Annotated in this window: 13 protein-coding genes; 9 read left to right on the top strand and 4 right to left on the bottom strand. The window is 74.3% G+C overall.

The genetic code is table 11. The annotated features are described in order from the left end of the window. The first annotated feature begins 2 nt into the window (after window positions 1-2). From ACIPK4_RS30885 to ACIPK4_RS30915, 7 genes are all read left to right on the top strand, one after another. On the top strand, window positions 3-2,270 hold the full coding sequence (locus ACIPK4_RS30885; RefSeq protein WP_402318704.1) for a pyridoxal-phosphate dependent enzyme: 2,268 nt from the start codon (window positions 3-5) through the stop codon (window positions 2,268-2,270). A gap of 74 nt (window positions 2,271-2,344) precedes the next feature. Continuing rightward, complete coding sequence (locus ACIPK4_RS30890; protein ID WP_054223397.1) at window positions 2,345-2,569, top strand: MbtH family protein; 225 nt, start codon at window positions 2,345-2,347, stop codon at window positions 2,567-2,569. Continuing rightward, entirely contained in the window at window positions 2,562-4,382 is a 1,821-nt protein-coding gene (locus ACIPK4_RS30895; RefSeq protein ID WP_402318708.1) for a condensation domain-containing protein, read from the top strand. The genes ACIPK4_RS30890 and ACIPK4_RS30895 overlap by 8 nt, the downstream gene beginning before the upstream one ends. Further along, entirely contained in the window at window positions 4,379-7,615 is a 3,237-nt protein-coding gene (locus tag ACIPK4_RS30900) for an amino acid adenylation domain-containing protein (protein WP_402318710.1), read from the top strand. Before ACIPK4_RS30895 ends, ACIPK4_RS30900 begins: the two co-directional genes overlap by 4 nt. A gap of 19 nt (window positions 7,616-7,634) precedes the next feature. Next, window positions 7,635-10,886 (top strand): amino acid adenylation domain-containing protein, encoded by a 3,252-nt coding sequence (locus ACIPK4_RS30905; protein WP_402318713.1) that lies wholly within the window; start codon window positions 7,635-7,637, stop codon window positions 10,884-10,886. A 75-nt stretch (window positions 10,887-10,961) separates the two neighbouring features. Beyond that, entirely contained in the window at window positions 10,962-12,500 is a 1,539-nt protein-coding gene (locus ACIPK4_RS30910; protein ID WP_402318716.1) for an amino acid adenylation domain-containing protein, read from the top strand. A 47-nt stretch (window positions 12,501-12,547) separates the two neighbouring features. Continuing rightward, window positions 12,548-13,861: an MFS transporter gene (locus tag ACIPK4_RS30915; protein ID WP_402318719.1), complete on the top strand. Its 1,314-nt coding sequence runs from the start codon at window positions 12,548-12,550 to the stop codon at window positions 13,859-13,861. Here the strand turns inward: ACIPK4_RS30915 and ACIPK4_RS30920 are convergent. Continuing rightward, window positions 13,855-14,082, bottom strand: coding sequence for a response regulator transcription factor (locus ACIPK4_RS30920; protein ID WP_054224050.1), 228 nt, complete (start codon window positions 14,080-14,082; stop codon window positions 13,855-13,857). The genes ACIPK4_RS30915 and ACIPK4_RS30920 overlap by 7 nt on opposite strands. Window positions 14,083-14,327: 245 nt before the next feature. Here ACIPK4_RS30920 and ACIPK4_RS30925 point away from each other — a divergent pair, with 245 nt between their 5' ends. After that, entirely contained in the window at window positions 14,328-15,362 is a 1,035-nt protein-coding gene (locus tag ACIPK4_RS30925; RefSeq protein ID WP_402318722.1) for a LuxR C-terminal-related transcriptional regulator, read from the top strand. Window positions 15,363-15,459: 97 nt separating this feature from the next. Continuing rightward, window positions 15,460-16,023, top strand: a complete 564-nt coding sequence (locus ACIPK4_RS30930) for a hypothetical protein (protein ID WP_402318725.1) — start codon at window positions 15,460-15,462, stop codon at window positions 16,021-16,023. A gap of 86 nt (window positions 16,024-16,109) precedes the next feature. Here the strand turns inward: ACIPK4_RS30930 and ACIPK4_RS30935 are convergent, their stop codons facing one another. The 3 genes from ACIPK4_RS30935 to ACIPK4_RS30945 all read right to left on the bottom strand — a co-directional run bounded on the left by ACIPK4_RS30935 (window position 16,110) and on the right by ACIPK4_RS30945 (window position 18,150). Then, window positions 16,110-16,358 carry a hypothetical protein gene (locus ACIPK4_RS30935; protein ID WP_402318728.1) on the bottom strand — a complete coding sequence of 83 codons (249 nt, stop codon included), beginning with the start codon at window positions 16,356-16,358 and terminating at the stop codon, window positions 16,110-16,112. A 175-nt stretch (window positions 16,359-16,533) separates the two neighbouring features. Beyond that, the gene (locus ACIPK4_RS30940; protein WP_402318731.1) at window positions 16,534-17,865 is read right to left on the bottom strand and encodes an MFS transporter; all 1,332 of its coding nucleotides are present in this window, start codon (window positions 17,863-17,865) and stop codon (window positions 16,534-16,536) included. 84 nt (window positions 17,866-17,949) lie between these two features. Further along, a complete protein-coding gene (locus tag ACIPK4_RS30945) occupies window positions 17,950-18,150 on the bottom strand; it encodes an MbtH family NRPS accessory protein (protein WP_030756641.1) in 201 nt (66 codons plus the stop codon). Window positions 18,151-18,186: the final 36 nt, after the last annotated feature.

An 18,186-nucleotide genomic window follows, 5' to 3' on the forward strand; every position in this document is an offset into this window, starting at 1 on the left:
GCATGCTGTTCGACACCGTGACGGACGCGATCGGCGGGACCCCGCTGGTCCGGCTGCGTCTGGGCGAGGCCCGGGGCGTGGAGGTCTACGCCAAGCTGGAACTGCAGAACCTGTTCGCGATGAAGGACCGCGTCGCCCGCAACATCCTGCTGGAGGCCAGGCGGCTGGGCACCCTGAAGCCGGGCGACCCCGTCATCGAGAGCTCCTCGGGGACCATGGCCCTCGGCGTCGCCCTCGTCGGCCGCTCGCTGGGCCACGAGGTGCACATCGTCACCGACCCGCGGATCGACCCCGTCACCCTCGCCAAACTCCGCGCCCTGGGCTGCCGGGTGCACGTCGTCGAGGCGATGACCAGCCACGGCTGGCAGAGCGCCCGCCTGGAGCGGCTCGCGGAGCTGCTCGCCGAACTGCCCGGCGCCTTCTGGCCGCAGCAGTACACCAACCCCGACAACCCCGGCGCCTACCGCACCCTCGCCGGTGAACTCCTCGCGGACCTCGGCCGGTTCGACACCCTCGTCGGCGCCGTCGGCAGCGGCGGCTCCCTCTGCGGCACCGCCCGGGCGCTGCGCGAGCGGCTGCCCGCCCTGCACGTCGTCGGCGTCGACTGCGTGGGCAGCGCCCTCTTCGGCCAGCCCGACGTACCGCAGCGGCTGCAGAGCGGGCTGGGCAACAGCCTGCTGCCCAAGAACCTGGACCGCACCCTCGTCGACGAGGTGCACTGGCTCAACGACCACGAGGCCTTCGCCGCGACCTGGGACCTCGCCCGCGAGCAGCAGATCTTCGGCGGCAACACCTCGGGCTCCGTCTACCGGGTCCTCACCGGCCTCGCCGACCGCGCCGAACCCGGGACCCGGATCGTCGGCATCCTCCCCGACCGCGGCGACCGCTACGCCGACACCGTCTACAACGACGAGCACTGGGACGCGAACCGGCTGCGCGAGGTGCCCACCGCCACCGCGCCGGCCGCCCTCGGTCCCGACGGGACCGCCCGCACCTGGTCCACCGTCGCCTACAGTCCGCCCGCCGGGATCGGCCGGCACCTGCTGTTCGTCGAGTCCAACACCACCGGCACCGGCATGCTCGCGCTGGAGCGGGCGCGCGAACTGGGCACCGTGCCCGTCCTGCTGACCGGCGATCCCGACCGCTACCGAGGACTCGCGGAGACCGGCGCCGAGGTGGTGCGCTGCGACACCAACTCCGACGCCGCCCTGCGCGCCGCCGTACAGGAGCGGTTCCGCCGCGAGGAGATCGTCGGGGTCACCACCACCAGCGACTTCTACGTACCGGCCGCCGCCCGGATCGCCCAGTGGCTCGGTCTGCCCGGCAACGCGCCCGAGGCGGTGGCCGTCTGCCGCGACAAGTCCGCCCTGCGCGAGAGACTGCGGGCCGCGGGCGTCCGCCAGCCCCTTTACTCCCTCGTCCGCGAGCCGGCCGGAGCCGCGGCCGCCGTCGCCCGCACCGGACTGCCGTGCGTGGTCAAGCCGGCCGACGACTCGGGCTCCACCAACGTCCTGCTCTGCGCCGACGAGGCCGAGGTCCGCGCCCAGATCGAGCGGATCCTCGCGATCGACACCAACGTGCGGGGCATGCCCACCGCCCGCACCGTCCTCGTCGAGGAGTACCTGGACGGGCCGGAGTACAGCGTCGAGATGTTCGGCGGCGACGGGCAGGCCGTGTGCGTCGGCATCACCGCCAAGTCCGTCACCGCCGGACCGCACTTCGTCGAGCACCGCCACCTCTTCCCCGCCCCACTGCCCGCCGCCACCGCCCAGCTGATCACCGACACGGTGACGGCGGCCCTGGACGCGGCCGGGATCCGGCTGGGCGCCACCCACACCGAGGTCAAACTGACCGCCGACGGGCCCGCCCTCGTCGAGATCAACCCGCGCCCGGCCGGCGGCATGATCCCCGAACTGATCCGGCTCGCCTCCGGCGTCGACCTCCTCGACGCGCAGCTGCGCGCCGCCCTCGGCCTGCCCCCGCACCTGAAGGCCGAGGAGGCCGGTCACGCCGGGATCCAGTTCCTCCTCGCCGACACCGACGGCACCCTCACGGCCGTCCACGGAGCCGAGGCCGCGGCGGCCGTGGAGGGAGTCGAATCGGTGCTGGTCACCGCCGCCCCTGGAACTCCCGTACGCACGCCCCGCAGCGCCTCCGACCGGCTCGGGCACGTGATCGCCCGCCATGCGGAGCCCGCCGGCGTGCACGCCGCCCTCGACGCGGCGCGCGCCCTGGTCCGCCTCGACATCGAGGCCGCCCCCCGCTCCTGATCCTCCGCCGTACCCGTTCCGACGACGCGCCGTACGACCCGTACGGCCGCACCCGACCCGAAAGGTGAACCGCCATGAGCAACCCCTTCGAGAACGACAACGCCTCCTACGTCGTGGTCCGCAACGACGAGCTCCAGCACTCCCTGTGGCCCGCGACCAACCCCGTCCCGGCCGGCTGGACCGTCGTGCACGGCCCCGACGGCCGCCAGGCCTGCCTGGACCACGTCGAGCGGGTCTGGACCGACATGCGCCCCGCCTCCCTGGTGGCCGCCCTCGCCGGGGACGCGCCCCGTGGCTGAGCCCGTCCACCGCACCGGGCACCCGGCCGGATCCGACCCCGTACGAACCCTGCGCACCCTCTTCGCCGAGGTCCTCGGCCGCGCCGAGGTCGACGCGGGCCACAGCTTCACGGGGCTGGGCGGCGACAGCATCCAGGCGATCCAGGTCGTCAGCCGTGCCCGCGCGGCCGGCCTGGTCGTCAGTACCCGCGACGTGCTCCGCGCGGAGAGCGTGAGCGCGCTCGCCGCCACCGCCCGCGCCCAAGGCCGGGTGGGCGCGGACGCCGGACCGACCACGCCCCCGCGCCGTCTGGGCCCGCTGGCACCCACCCCCATCATGGGCTGGCTCGCCGAACTCGGCGGTCCCGTCGACACGTACAACCAGTCGCTGGTCCTGCGCACCCCGCCGGGCTTCGGGGCGGCCGCCGCCGAACGCACCGTCCAGGCCCTCCTGGACACCCATGAGATGCTCCGCCTGCGGCTGCCCGACGGCATCGGGCCCACCGGCGCCGAACCCGTCGTACCACCCGCGGGCTCCGTCGCCGCGGCGGACCTGCTGGAGCACGTGGACGCCCGCGGGACCGCCGAGGGGGAACTCCCCGCCCTGACCCGGGAGCGGATGCGGGCCGCGCGGCGCCTGCTCTCGCCCCGGGACGGCCACATGCTGCGCGCCGTACTCCTGGACCGGGGAGCCGGACAGCAGGGACGGCTCGCGCTCGTCATCCACCACCTCGTGGTCGACGGCGTCTCCTGGCGGATCCTCCAGGACGACCTGCGCAGCTGCTGGTCGGCGCTCGACGAGAGCCGCGAGCCCGTCCTGGAACCGGCGGCGACCCCCTTCGCGCACTGGGCCGACCTGCTGCGTGCGGAGGCCACCTCAGGCCGCCGGACCACCGAGGCCGACCGCTGGGCGGCCGCCCTGCGGGAAGCCCCCCAGCCCTTGGCCGGGGTCCGCGCGCCCGGTGGGCTCGACCCGGAGAGCCCGGAGAACACCCTCACCCTGACCCTCGGGCCGGACGTGACGGGCCCCCTGCTCACCACCGCGCCCGGCCTCGTCAACGGCACGGTCAACGACGTGCTGCTGACCGCCCTGGCTCTCGCCGTGCTCGGCCGGCGCGGTGCCGACGGGGCGGACGGGGCGGACCGGGCGGACGAGGCGGACGGGGCGGACGAGGAGGGCGCCGTCCTCATCGACGTCGAGGGCCACGGCCGGGAGGACGTCGCCGACGGCACCGACCTGTCCCGCACCGTCGGCTGGTTCACCACCGTGTTCCCCGTCCGCCTCGCCCTCGGCCGCCCGGACCTCGACGAGGCCCGCCTGGGCGGACCCGCGGTCGGTGCCGCCCTGCGGCTGGTCAAGGAGGAGCTGCGCGCCGTACCCGACAAGGGAATCGGCTTCGGGCTGCTGCGCCACCTCAACTCCCGTACCGGGCCCGATCTCGCCGCGCGCGGCATCCCCCAGATCGGCTTCAACTACCTCGGCCGGTTCCCGATGGGCGGCGACGCCCCCTGGGACGCCGCGCCCGGCCACGACTTCGCCCTCGACGACGCCGACGAAGGCCTCCCGATGGCCCACGCAGTGGAGGTCAACGCGGCCGCCCACGAGGGCCCCGACGGCCTGACCCTCAGCGCCACCTGGACCTGGGCGGGCAACGCCTTCCCCGGGCCGTGGGTCCACGACCTCGCGCAGGAGTGGTTCACCATGCTGCGCGCCGTCGTCACCCACGCCGCCCGCCCGGACGCCGGTGGGCTGACCCCCTCCGACGTCTCCCTCGCCCAGGTCAGCCAGGCCGACCTCGACACCTTCGAATCCCAGCTCGGAGCACTGCTGTGATCCCTCTGTCCCACGCCCAGCAGCGGCTGTGGTTCCACGCCCGGGACGGCGCCGACGGCGCTCTGTACCACATCCCCGTCGGACTGCGGCTGCGCGGCGCCCTCGACCGCCCGGCCCTGCGCGCCGCGCTCGCGGACGTGAGCGGCCGCCACGAGGCACTGCGCACCGTCTTCCCCGACGAGGCGGGCCGCCCCCACCAGCGGGTCCTGGACCCCGCGGACGCCGCCCCGGTGCTCACCGTCACCGACTGCCCCCCGGCAGAACGCGCCCGGCGGGCCGAGGAAGCCTCGTCCCGGCCCTTCGACCTCCGCACCGAACCACCGCTGCGCGCCGACCTGTTCACCGACGGCGCCGAGGACCACTACCTGCTCCTGGTCCTGCACCACATCGCGGGCGACGGCCACTCCGTGAACATCCTCGTCCGCGACCTCGCCGCCGCCTACACCGCCCGGTGCGCCGGCCGGTCGCCCGAGTGGCCCGAACTGCCCGTCCAGTACCCGGACTACGCATTGTGGCAGCGCGAACTCCTCGGCTCGGCCCAGGACCCCGACTCCCTGCACGGCCGACTGCTCACCCACTGGGCGACCGTCCTCGACGGCCTGCCCGAGGAACTGGCCCTGCCTGCCGACCGGCCGCGCCCGGCCGTGGCCGGCCACCGGGGCGCGCTGGTGGAGGCACGGACCGACGCAGCCGCCCACGCCGGACTGGCCGCGCTGGCCCGCGGCGCCCGCGCCACCCCGTTCATGGCCGTCCAGGCCGCCTTCGCGGCCCTGCTCACCCGCCTCGGTGCCGGCACCGACCTGCCGCTGGGCTGCCCCGTCGACGGCCGGGACGACGAAGCGCTCACCGACCTCGTGGGCCTCTTCGTCAACACCCTGATCGTGCGCGCCGACACCTCGGGCGACCCCACCTTCACGGAAGTACTGGGCCGGGTGCGCACCGCCGCACTGGAGACATACGCCCACCAGGAACTGCCCTTCGAATCGCTGGTCGAACGCCTCAACCCGGCCCGCTCGCCCGCCCGCCACCCGCTCTTCCAGGTCGCCGTCTCCGCCCAGCGCGGCGAGCCGGGGACCCCCACCTTCGCGGGCCTGCGGGCCGAGGTGGAGGCGGTGCGCACCGACACCGCCAAGTTCGACCTCACCCTGGAGGTGGAGGAGCTCCACGACCCGGCCACCGGGCAACCCCTGGGCCTGGCCCTCGGGCTGGAGTACGCGAGCGACCTGTTCGACGGGACCACGGCCCGGCTCCTGCTGGACCGTCTCGTCCACCTCATCGGCGCCGTCGTCCGCGAGCCCGGCGTCCCGCTGTCCGCACTCGACGTCCTGCTGCCCGGGGAGCGCGCCGACCTGCTGGAGCACTGGCAGGGCGCGCCCGTCACCCCCGACGCCCGGACCGTCCACGGCGCCTTCGAGGAGCGCGCCTCCGCCCACCCGGACCGCCCCGCGGTTCTCTGCGCCGGCCGGGAGACGACGTACGGCGAACTCGACGCCCGGGCCGCCCGGATCGCCGGCCGGCTGCGCGCCCTCGGCGTGCGACCGGGGGAGTCCGTCGCCGTACTGATGGACCGCTCCGCCGACCTCGTCGCCGCCTGCCTGGGCATCCTCAAGGCGGGCGCCGCCTACCTGCCGTTGGACGCGCGGGCTCCGCGCGCCCGTACCGAGGCCGTGCTCACCGCGGCCGGGGCCGCCGTCCTCGTCACCGACGTCCCGGAGGGGGAGCCCGTACCGGCGGGTCCGCGCCATGTACTGCGTCCGGACGGACGGCCCGCCACGGAGGCCGGGACGGCCGGGAGCGTCGGACCGAGCGGACCGAGCGGACGGAGCGGACCGAGCGGGCACGCCGACGCGCTCGCCTACCTGATGTACACCTCCGGCTCCACCGGCACCCCCAAGGGCGTGGCCGTCTCCCACCGCGAGGTCGTCGCCCTCGCCACCGACCGGCGCTGGCGCGGCGGCGCGCACGAGCGGGTGCTGTTCCGCTCACCGCACGCCTTCGACGCCTCCACCTACGAACTGTGGGTGCCGCTCCTGAATGGCGGCCTGGTCGTCGTCGCGCCGCCCGGCGAACTCGACGTCGACGCGCTGGCCCGGCTGATGTCCGAGGAGAAGGTCACCGGGACCTTCCTCACCGCCACCCTCTTCAACGTCCTCGCCGACCGCTGCCTGCCCGCGCTCGGCACGCTGCACGAGGTGATGACCGGAGGCGAGGCCGCCTCGCCGTCCATGGTCCGCCGGGTCCGCGAGGCCTGCCCCCGCACCACCGTCACCAACGCCTACGGCCCCACCGAGACCACCACCTTCGCGGCGACCTTCGCCGTCGGCCCGGGCCAGGAGGCCCCCACCGGACAGGTCCCGATCGGCCGCCCCCTCGACGGCACACAGCTGCACGTCCTGGACGAACGGCTCGGCCTCGTGGCGCCCGGCGTCATCGGCGAGCTCTACATCGCGGGCGCCGGACTCGCCCAGGGCTACCTCGGCCGGGCCGGGCTGACCGCCGAACGCTTCGTCGCCTGCCCCTACGGCCCGCCGGGCAGCCGGATGTACCGCACCGGCGACCTGGCCCGCTGGAACGCGGACGGCCAGGTCGAGTACCTCGGCCGCGCCGACCGGCAGGTCAAGATCCGCGGACTGCGCATCGAACCCGCGGAGATCGAGCACGTCCTGGCCGGCCACCCGGCGGTGGGCCAGGCCGCCGTCACCGTCGTGGACACGGCCGCCGGTCCCGCGCTCGCGGGCTACGCCGTCCCCGCCGAGGGCACCCCCGCACCCGACCCCCGGAAACTGCGCGAGCACCTGCGCGCCCGGCTGCCCGACTACATGGTGCCCGCCACCCTCACCCTGCTCGACGCCTTCCCCGTCACCGCCAACGGCAAGACCGACCTGGCCGCCCTGCCCGTGCCGGGCCCGGCGACGGCCGGCACCGCGGGGGCCCGCCAGGAGCCGCGCACCGACGACGAGCGCGCCCTGTGCGCCATCTGGGAAAAGGTCCTGGGCGTACCGCACATCGGCGTCCACGACAGCTTCTTCGACCTCGGCGGCCACTCCCTGCTCGCCACCCAGCTGCTCGCCGAGGTCCGGGACCGCTTCGGCGCTGCCATCACGATCCGCCAGTTCTTCACCGGCCCCACCGTCGCCGAACTGGCCGCCGCCCTGCCCTCCGCCGCGGCCGCCGGCGCCGGCGCCGAGGACCCGCCGGTCGTCCGCCGGGCCCGCCGCACCCAGACCGCCTGACCACCGAAGGAACACCGCCGTGAACCACCCGCCGTCCACCCCCGCCGCACCCGCCGCCGCACCCGCCGCCGCCCCGGCCGCCCGCTCCCTGGTCGAGGACGTCCTGCCCCTGTCCCCGCTCCAGGACGGCATCCTCTTCCACGCCCTCTTCGACGAGGAGGAACGCGACGTCTACGTGGCCCAGCTGCTCCTCGACCTCGACGGCCCCCTCGACGCGGACCGGCTGCGCGCCGCCGCCGACACCGTCCTGGAGAGGCACGCCAACCTGCGCGCCGGCTTCCTGCGCCGCGCCACCGGCGAACCCGCCCAGGTCGTCCAGCGCGGCGTACGGGCCCCCTGGCAGCAGGTGGACCTGTCCGGGCTCGGCGAGAGCGAGCGCACCGCCGCCGTCGACACCCTCCTCGCCGAGGACCGGGCCACCCGCTTCGACCTCGCCCGGCCGCCGCTGCTGCGCTTCACCCTCGTCCGCACCGGCCCGCTCTCCCACCGACTGCTGCTGACCTACCACCACATCGTCATGGACGGCTGGTCCTGGCCGGTCCTGATCCGCGAACTCCTCGCCCTGCACGACGCCGACGACGCCCCGCTGGGACCCGTCACCCCCTACTCCGCCTTCCTGAGCCGGCTCCACAGCCGCGACACGACCGCCGCCCACGACGCCTGGACCCGCGCGCTGGACGGCCTGGCCGGCGGAACCCGAACCGCGCCCGTGTCCCCGCCGCCCGGCTCGGTGCTGCCCGACCGCGTGGAGACGTACCTCCCCGAGTCCCTCACCGAACGGCTCGGCGCCCTCGCCCGCGCCCACCGGATCACCTCCGGAACCCTGCTCCAAGGCGCGTGGGCACTCCTGCTCGGCCGGCAGATCCGCTCCGAGGACGTGGTCTTCGGCGCCATCGTCAGCGGCCGCGACCCCGAACTGCCCGGCGTCGCCGACATCGTGGGCCTGTGCATCAACACCGTGCCGGTCCGCGTACGGATCGACCCGACCGAGTCCCTCGTCGCACTGTTCGAGCGGCTCCAGGACGAGCAGGCGCGCCTGATCGACCACCACCACCTGGGCCTGGTCGAGATCCAGCGGCTCGCGGGAGCGGGCGAGCTCTTCGACTCCTGCGTCGCCTTCCAGAACTACCCGGTCGACGCGGCCGGCCTCGCCGCCCTCGGCGCGGGTGGGCTCCAGGTCACCGGAGTGGACCCGTACGACGCCGCCCATTACCCGCTCTCGCTGACCGCCATCCCCGGCGACCGGCTGCGGCTGCAGATCGACTACCGGCCGGACGTCTTCGAACGTGACACCGCCCAGGCCCTGATCGAACGGCTCGCCCGGCTCCTGGAAGCCGTCGCCGAGGACCCCTCGTGCCCGGTGGGCACTGTGGACCTGCTCTCGCCCGCCGAACGCCACCGCGTCCTGGTCGAATGGAACGACACGGCCCGCGACGAGGAGTACGCGGAGGTCGTCGAGCGCGTCCGGCAGCAGGCCGGGCGCCGCCCCGACGCCGTCGCCACCACCGACGAAACCGGCCGCGAACTGAGCTACGCGGACCTCGTGGCCCGCGCCGACGCCCTCGCCCTGGCCCTGCTCGCCGACGGAGTGCGCCCCGGCGACCTGGTCGCCGTACTCAGCGAGCCCACCGCCCGCGTCCCCGTCGCGATGCTCGGCATCCTCGGCTCCGGTGCGGCCTACGTCCCCCTCGACCCCGAGGGCCCCGTCACCCGTACCGCCGACCTCCTGGCGAGCGGCGGGATCGCCCGCCTGCTGGCCGCCCCCGAACAGCGGGCGCGTGCCGAGGAGATCGCCGCCGCGGTCCCCGGCGGGCTGCCCGTCCTGGTGATCGACGACGCGGCCGCCGCAGCCCCGGGCGAGCGCCCGGCACCGGCCGGCGGACCCGACGCCCTCGCCTACGTCTGCTTCACCTCGGGCTCCACCGGCAAGCCCAAGGGCGCCATGGTCCACCGCCGGGGCATGAACAACCACCTCCTGGCCAAGGTCGAGGACCTCGGTCTCGGCGACGGCGACCGCGTGGTGATGAACGCCCCGCTCACCTTCGACATCTCCGTGTGGCAGATGCTCGCCCCGCTGATCACCGGCGGACAGGTCCACCTGGTCACCCGGGACACCGCCCGCGACCCGGCCGCCCTGTTCGACGACGCCGCCCGCCGGGGGATCACCGTCCTGGAGACCGTGCCCTCCTTTGTCCGCGCCGCCGTCGACCTGTGGGACACCGGTGTGCTGCCGCCGGCCCTGCCCGAGCTGCGCTGGTTCATCGTCAACGGCGAGGTGCTGCCGCCCGAACTGTGCACCCGCTGGTACGCGCGCCACCCGCAGGCCGCGATCGTCAACGCCTACGGCCTCACCGAGTGCTCCGACGACAACACGCACGCCTTCATCGGCCCCGACGTGCACACCCAGCTGGAACACGGCCGGCTGCCCGTCGGACGCCCGCTGCGCAACAACTCCCTCTACCTGCTGGACGCCGCGCTCGCCCCCGTGCCGCCCGGTGTGCCCGGCGAACTCTTCATCGGCGGCACCGGCGTGGGCCCCGGATACCTGCGCGACCCCCGCCGCTCCAGCGAGCGCTACGTCCCCGACCCGTTCTCCGCCGTGCCCGGCAGCCGCATGTACCGCACCGGCGACCTCGCCCGGATGCGGGCCGACGGCCAGCTCGACTTCCTCGGCCGCCAGGACCACCAGGTCAAGGTCCGCGGCAACCGCATCGAACTGGGCGAGGTGGAGACCGCGCTGCGCGCCGTGCCGGGCGTCGGCGAGGCCGTCGTCGCCGTCGACCGCGACCACGCGGGCCAGCAGCGGCTCGTCTGCTACTTCACCGGTACGCCCACCGCCGATGAGGTCCGCACGGAACTGGGCCGGAACCTCCCCAACTACATGGTCCCGTCGCTGTTCCTGCACCTGCCGCAGTTCCCGCTCACCGTCAACGGCAAGCTCGACCGCAAAGCGCTCCCCGACCCGGCCACCGTGCACCGCCCCGCCGGACGCCTGCCCGCCACCCCCACCGAGAAGACGGTCTGCGAGATCTTCGCCTCCGTCCTGGGCCTCCAGGAGGCCGGGATGGACGACGACTTCTTCGCCCACGGCGGCCACTCGCTCCTCGCCACCCGGCTGGCCGGCCGCATCGGCACCGAACTCGGCGTACGGCTGGGCATCCGCGATCTCTTCGAGACGCCCACCCCCGCGGGCATCGCCGCCCGCCTGGCCGGGGCCACCACCGCCCCCGCCCGCCCCGCGCTGCGCCCCCGCTCCCGCGAGCGGGCGTAACCGGCCCCAGCCGGTCCGACCAAGTCGGACCCCGCCGCGAAGAGCCCGACCGCACCCCCAGGAGACACCACCACCATGAGCCCGACCGAGACCACCCCCGTGCCCCTGCGCATCGCGCACCGGGCGGGGCTCACACCCGAGGCCACCGCGGTCCGCGCACCCGAGGGCGAGCTGACGTACCGCCAGTTCGACCGCCGGGCACGCGCGGTGGCCGAGGAGCTTCGCGCCGCCGGCGCCGGGCCGGAGGACACCGTGCTCCTGGGGGTGCGCCGCGGCGTCCACTGGGCGGTGGGGCTGCTGGGCATCTGGTACGCCGGCGCGGCCCCCCTCCTGGTGGATCTCGACGCCCCCGACGAGCGGCTGCGCACCCTGCTGCGGGCCGCCGGCACCCGGCACGCGGTCGCCCCGGACACCTACGCCGCCGCGACGCTGCAACGCCGCACCGGGAGCGAGCTGTTCTGGGCGTCCACCACGACCGCTGCGCCCACATCGGCGGTCCCGCCCGCCGACATCGCACCGGGGTCCCTGGCCTACGTGCTCTTCACCTCCGGATCCACCGGGCAGCCCAAGCCCGTGGCGGTCGGCCACGCCGGACTCGCCGCACAGGTCGCCACCCTGGCCGAACGCTACGGGCTGACCGAGCAGGACGCGGTCCTGCAGTTCGCGGCCCCCGCCTTCGACGTCAGCCTGGAGGAGGCCCTGCCCACCTGGTGCACGGGCGGCGCGGCAGTCTTCGTCAAGGACAACGTCCTCTCGCCCGCCGAACTGGAGCCGTTCCTGGCCGCGGAGCGGATCAGCGTCGTCAACCTGCCCACCCCGTACTGGTCGCAGTGGGCCAAGGACCTGGAGCGCGCCCCCCGGCCGCTGCCGTCCGCACTGCGCCGCGTGGTGATCGGCAGCGACGCGGGCCGCACCGCGGACCTCACGCGCTGGACGACGGCCGGCCACCCCCCGGTGATCAGCTGCTACGGCCTCACCGAGTCCACGATCACCGCCACCTCCTACGAGCCGGCACCGGCCGAACTCGCCGCCTTCACCGGCGACGAGCTGATCCCGCTCGGCGAACCCCTGGCCGGCGTACGGGCGTACGTCCTCGACGAGGAACTGCGCGAGGCGCCCCCCGGCGCAGCGGGCGAGCTGTACCTGGCAGGTTCCTGCCTGGCGCGCGGCTACCACGGCCGGCCGGGCCTGACCTCCGAGCGGTTCGTCGCCGACCCCTTCGCCGACGCCCCGGGCGGGCGCATGTACCGCACGGGCGACCGGGTCACCCGCGCTCCCGGCGGCCCGCTCGTCTTCCTCGGGCGCGCCGACGACCAGGTCAAGATCCGCGGCCACCGCGTCGAACTCAAGGAGGTGGAGGCGGCCGTGGCCGCCCACCCCGACATCGTCGACGTGGTCGTGCGCGCCGTCGCGGCGGCCGGCGGACCGCAGCTCGCCGCCTGGGCCGCCGTCACGGCCGGCAGCACCCTCACCCCGGACGAACTGCGCCGTCACCTTCTGGCCACCATGCCCGGGTACCTCGTACCCGCCGTGGTGACACTGATGGAGCGGCTGCCCCGTACCCCGGGCGGCAAGCTCGACCCCAAGGCGCTCCCCGCGCCCGCCCTCCGATGAACCCGCACCCCGCGGACCCCGTCCGCGAGCAGACAAGGAACGCACCCGTGTCCGTCACCACCGACGAGTCCACCGAAACCGGTCAGGCCGTGGAGCGCCGGCAGCGCAAGGACTTCCGTCTCTTCATGTCCTCGCACATCTGCAACGAGCTGGGCGGCAGCATCACGTACGTGGCCCTGCCGCTGTTGGCGGTGCTCACCCTCGACGCCTCGGCGATGCAGGCGGGTCTGCTGTCCGCCGCGGAGCACGCGGCGTTCCTGCTGCTGGGCCTGCCCGCCGGGGCCTGGGTGGACCGGATGCGCAAGCGCCGCGTGATGATCGCCGCCGACCTCGCGCGCGTCCTCCTGCTGACGGCGCTGCCGGTGGCCTACCTGTTGGGCCTGCACTCGATGCCGCTGCTGTACGGGGTCGCCCTGCTGCTGGGCTGCGCCCGGCTGTTCGGCGACGTCGCCGATCAGAGCTATCTGCCGAGCCTCATCGGCAAGGAGACCCTGATCGCGGGCAACTCGAAGTTGGAGACCGTGCGTTCGGGGGCCGAGTTCGCCGGCCCCGGTATCGCCGGCTTCCTGGTGCAACTGCTGGGCGCGGCCGGGACGCTGGCCGGCCAGGCCGTCACCTCGCTGGTCTCCGTGGTCCTGCTGGGCCGGATCGAGGCCCGGGAGGAGAAGCCGGAACCGGCCCCGCGCCGGCACCTGCTGCGTGACATCCGCGAGGGGCTGAGCTATGTCCTGAGCCACCGGATCCTGCGGCTCATCGCCCTGAACACGGCCGCCGTGAACCTGTTCCTCAGCGCGGTGATGGCCATCGAGGTGCTCTTCCTGACCCGGACCGCGGGGCTGCCGCCCGCGGCCGTCGGCTGGGTGCTGACGACGGCCACGATCGGCTCGGTGCTGGCCGCCACCGCCGCGGACCGGGTGACCCGGGCCGTCGGCGCGGCCCGGCTCACGTGGCTGTCCCTGCTGGTGACCATGCCCTTCGGGCTGCTGCTCCCGCTGGCGGACAAGGGCTGGCGGATCGGCCTGTTCGTGCTCGGCTCGCTCGTCCAGTCGGCCGGCGTCACCCTGTACAACATCTGCCAGGTCACCTACCGGCAGACGGTCTGCCCGCCGCACCTGCTGGGTCGGATGACCGCCACCATGCGCTTCCTGGTGTGGGGCGTACTGCCCCTGAGCGGCCTGCTGGCGGGACTCCTCGGTGAGCTCCTCGGCGTGCGGGACGCGCTGTGGGTGTGCGCCGCGGCCCTGTCGGCGGCCCCGCTGGTCCTGCTCTGCTCCCCGCTGAGGCGGATGCGCACGTTCGAGGACGCTGCCCCGGTGGTCGGGGCCGAGGCCGGGGCAACGGGCGTGCGGTCGGCTCAGTAGCCCATCCGGAAGGCGATGTGGGTGAGCTGGGTCCGGTTCACCGCACCGGTCTTGCTGCGCAGCCGGCGCAGGTAGGTGTCGACGGTGTGCGGGCTCAGCCCCATCCGGCACGCGATCATCCGGTAGGTGTCCCCCTGCGCGAGGTAGGCGAGGACCTCCTGCTCGCGGGGGGTCAGGGCGGGCAGCTCCGGCGAGCGGGCGGTGAGCGTGGTGTGCAGCATGTGGGGCTCCGGATTCCGGATCGAAGGAGAAGGGAAGCGGCGGGGTTCGGCACCCCCGGTGGCGGTGCGATCACTTTGGGCGTGATCGCACCGTTTCGGACGTCCGGGGCCTGAAGTGGCCGGACACCCGCTGCTGTTCGTGGGGTCCAGCCTTTCGTCCTGCTTATCCTGGCGCCAGGGGGCGGGCACCTCACCAAAGTGCCTGGCAGTAAAGCGACCAGGGGCGAAAAAGGCAAAGTGGGACAATGCAGACATCTGACGTGGTGCCGGATCCGAACGACGCCGATGTTGACATCGATATCTACGGGTGGGTGCTCGAACACCGCACGGTGGACGTGGACGCGGTGGCCGCCGGTACGGGGCGCGAGGTGGAGGAGGTCCGGCGCAGTGTGTCCCGCCTGCGGGCCTCACGTCTGCTGCACGTGAGCCCGGTCGACCCGACGGTCGCCTTCGCGGTGGCTCCGGACACGGCAGCCGAGCAACTCGTCGCGCCTCTGGAGGCGCAGATCCGCGACCAGCAGCGGGCGATCAGCGGGATCCGCGAGGACCTGGGCCGCTTCCTGCCGCACTATCTGGGCCGCCGCTCCACGGGGGAGTCGCTGGAGGTCCTGGAGAGCCTGGAGGACGTGCGCGGGGCACTCAACCGGGCCTCCCTCAACTGCACGACCGAGATGCTCAGTTCGCAGCCCGGGGGCGGCAGCAGGGTGCCGGAGGCGATGCAGGAGGCGCTGCGGCGGGACGAGACGATGCTCCAGCGGGGGATCTCGATCCGGACCCTCTACCACCACACGGCCCGCTTCAACGGGCCGAGTCAGGCCTACGTCGCGGCCACGTCCGTACTGGGGGCGCAGTACCGCACCGCGCACGAACTGTTCGGCCGGCTCATCGCCTTCGACCGGGAACTGGCTTTCATCCCGGTCTCCGACGGCAGTTGGGGCGCCGTGGTGATCCGCGAGCCGTCCACCGTCGACTACCTGTGCAACATCTTCGACCAGACCTGGGACCTGGCCTCCCCGTTCTCGCCCGCCGCGGGTCAGGGGCTCGAGGAGGTGGCCCGGGAGATCCACGAGACGATCATCCGGCTGCTGGCGGCGGGGCTGAAGGACGAGGCCATCGCCCGTCGCCTGGGGATGTCGCTGCGCACCGCCCGGCGCCACATCGCTGACATCATGCAGGAGCTGGGTGCGGGCAGCCGCTTCCAGGCCGGTGTGGCCGCCGCCGCGCGCGGACTGCTGGACCCGGAGGTCGAGGTGGACGGCGACCCGGTACAGCCTTCCTGAGCTGGTGTCACGCGTTTTCGTGTCTGTCGCGGTCGGCGGGCGTGTCGCATGCTGCTGTGATGGGAGCTGTGGAGCCGCCGAACAAGAGGGGCGCGTGATGGACATGCCGGATGAAGCCTGGGAACGGGAGGCCCCGCACCTGCGGGAGATCGTCCTGTTCCTCTCGGTCCACCTGGACCGGGCGCCGGGTGTGCTGTGGCCCGAGTACGACAACCCGGCGTTCGGTGACATCGACGGTGACGACACCGTCGACACCGAAGAAGTCGACGAGGTCGAGGACGCCTACGACACCGGGGCCGGCCCGGCGGGCGGCGGTGTGTGCCCGGCGCTGGTGGACCGGTTCACCGCCGAACTGGCCTCGCTCACGGGCCTGTCCGTGCGACTGGACGGGGTGGAGACGGCCGGGGCCGCCCCGGGCGTCGGTGTGGACGCGGCCTGGACCCGGCAGCCCGGCGGCCGGGAGCACCTGCTGATCCACCAGATCGCCGGCGCCGTGACCTGGCAGCTGACCGGGACCGGCGAGAGCGGCCGGCCGGAGTCCTTCCAGTGCCGGCTGCTGCCCGGAGAACTGCTGTACGTACCGGCCGGCTGGTCGCGTCGACGCGTCGGCGCCCCGCAGGCCCGCTACGCGGTCATCTGCCTCGGCAGTAAAAGCGATTGACGGCGCGACAGGTGAAAAAGGGGGGAGGGAGGACCGCATCGCGCTCCTCCCTCCCCCCTTTCGGCGGCCCCTACGGGCCGGTGGGGTCAGCCACCCCAGGAGCTGTCGGTCGTGTCGCGGTTCCGGGTGCCCGGCGTGATGCCGACCGTCACCACCCGGCCGTTGGGCATGACGATCTGACGCGGCGTCTGGGTGGTGGCGCCGCCCTCGCCCCCGGTGGTGGTCGTCACGGTGGTCGTGGCCGTGTCGCCGTCGGCGGCCTGTGCGGCGCCGGCGGCGGGCAGCAGCAGCGCGGACGCGGCTACGGACAGGGCGAAGACGTAACGCTTGAGCATGGGATCCCCAGTAATACGAGCGGTCTGGTCCGGGCGCGGGCCACTTCGTGGGCCGTCCGCGCCGGTCGGTGCAGGACCAACCTTGCCGTGCAGAAGGCCCCTCGGTGATCGATCAGACTGCTCATCAAGCTGCCTGGCGCGATGGTGAGGGGCCGCATAAGCGGATGGATCCGGGCTATTCGGACATGATTCCGGCGCCTACAGGGGTCGCAGACTCCTGCTCCCGCTCGGCGGGCGGCTCCGCGCGCTCCGCAGGGCCCCGGCCGTCGAGCTCCCGCCACACCGGGAAGACCAGCGGGGCCAGGGTGACCGTGAGGTATAGCGTTCCCGTCCCCAGCAGCGCCGGCACCAGCCCCGCCGCGTCCAGGGCCAGCCCCGCACCGAGCATGCCCAGCGGCGTCGCCGCCAGCGCGGCGGCGACCAGCAGACCGAACACCCGCCCCCGTACCGCCTCGGGTACCCGCTCGTAGGCGACCGACATCATCAGCGGGCCCACGATCCCCGACCCGATGCCGGACAGGGCCAGTGCCGCCAGCAGTACCGTCGCCCGGGGCTCGGCGGCCAGCGCGGCACACCGCACCGCCCCGACCAGGACGAAGGCCCCGACGAAGACCGCGCGCCGCGGCATCCGGTGCCCCGCCCAGCCGTACAGGGCCGCCCCGAGCAGCGCGCCGGCCCCCATGGCGGTCACCATCGCCCCGAACAGGGCGCTGCTGCGCAGCACCTGGGTGCCGTACGCCGGGTAGAGCACGCCGTTCAGCGCCCCGTCCAGGGCGTTGGTCAGCATCAGGACCCCCACCATCGCGCCCAGGAGCCGGTCCCTGCGCAACTGCCCGATTCCGAAACGCAGTTCCTGCGTATAGGAACCGCGCGGTTGTCCGTCCCCGACCGGGCGCGGACGGGCCGTCGCCGGTACCAGGATCAGCACGACGAGGGCGCACGACGCCATCGCCGCCAGGTCCGCGAACAGGGTGCGCACGGGGCCGACGGTCGAGATGAGCAGGCCGGCCAGCGGCGCGCCCGCCATCATGCCGATCCGGCGGGCCCCCTCGACCGCTCCGGTGGCCCGCTCCGCCGTCACGCCCGCGCGTTCCATCGCGTCCGGCAGGAGCAGTTGCTTGGAGGTGTCGGACGAGCCGCGGGCCGCCCCGACCAGGAAGACCAGGACGATCAGGACGGGCAGCGGCAGGGCGCCCCAGGCGTGCAGGAGCGGGATCAGGCCGATCGCCGCGGCCGTCAGCAGATCCGCCCCGACGCTGGTGGCACGGACGGGCAGTCGGTCGACCACCGGACCCGCGAGTACCGCGGAGCACAGCAGCCCCAGCACCTCGGCGGTGGCGACGAGCCCCGTCCGGGTGCCGCTGCCGGTGCTGTGCAGGACGAACCAGGGCACGGCGACCAGGGTCGCCGCCATGCCGAGCGAGGAGATCCCGGAGGCCGCCACCAGGGCGCCCAGCGGGGTGCGGCGGCGCGATGACGCGGAGCCGCCGGGGTACGAGCTGGTCATGCGGGGTTCCTTCCGGCACCGCCGCGCCGCCCGGCAGCCCGCGGTGGGGTCTGCCGGGCGGCGTGGTGCCCGGGGATCGTCGGGTCAGCCGGCCATGCTCACGCGGAGGCTGAGCGGGCGCATGTCCGTCCACACCCGCTCGATGTGCGCGAGGCACTCCTCCTTGGTGCCGCGTACGTCCTGGTCGTGCCAGCCGAGCGGGACGGGCCGGCCGGCCTCCCAGAGGGAGTACTGCTCCTCGTCGTTGGCCACGACCAGGTACTGCTGCGGGGACGCGTCGTTCATGGTGTTCTCCTCGAAGGATCAGGAATGCGGAAGGGT

Source organism: Streptomyces sp. NPDC086989, assembly GCF_044745505.1.
Lineage (GTDB): Bacteria > Actinomycetota > Actinomycetes > Streptomycetales > Streptomycetaceae > Streptomyces.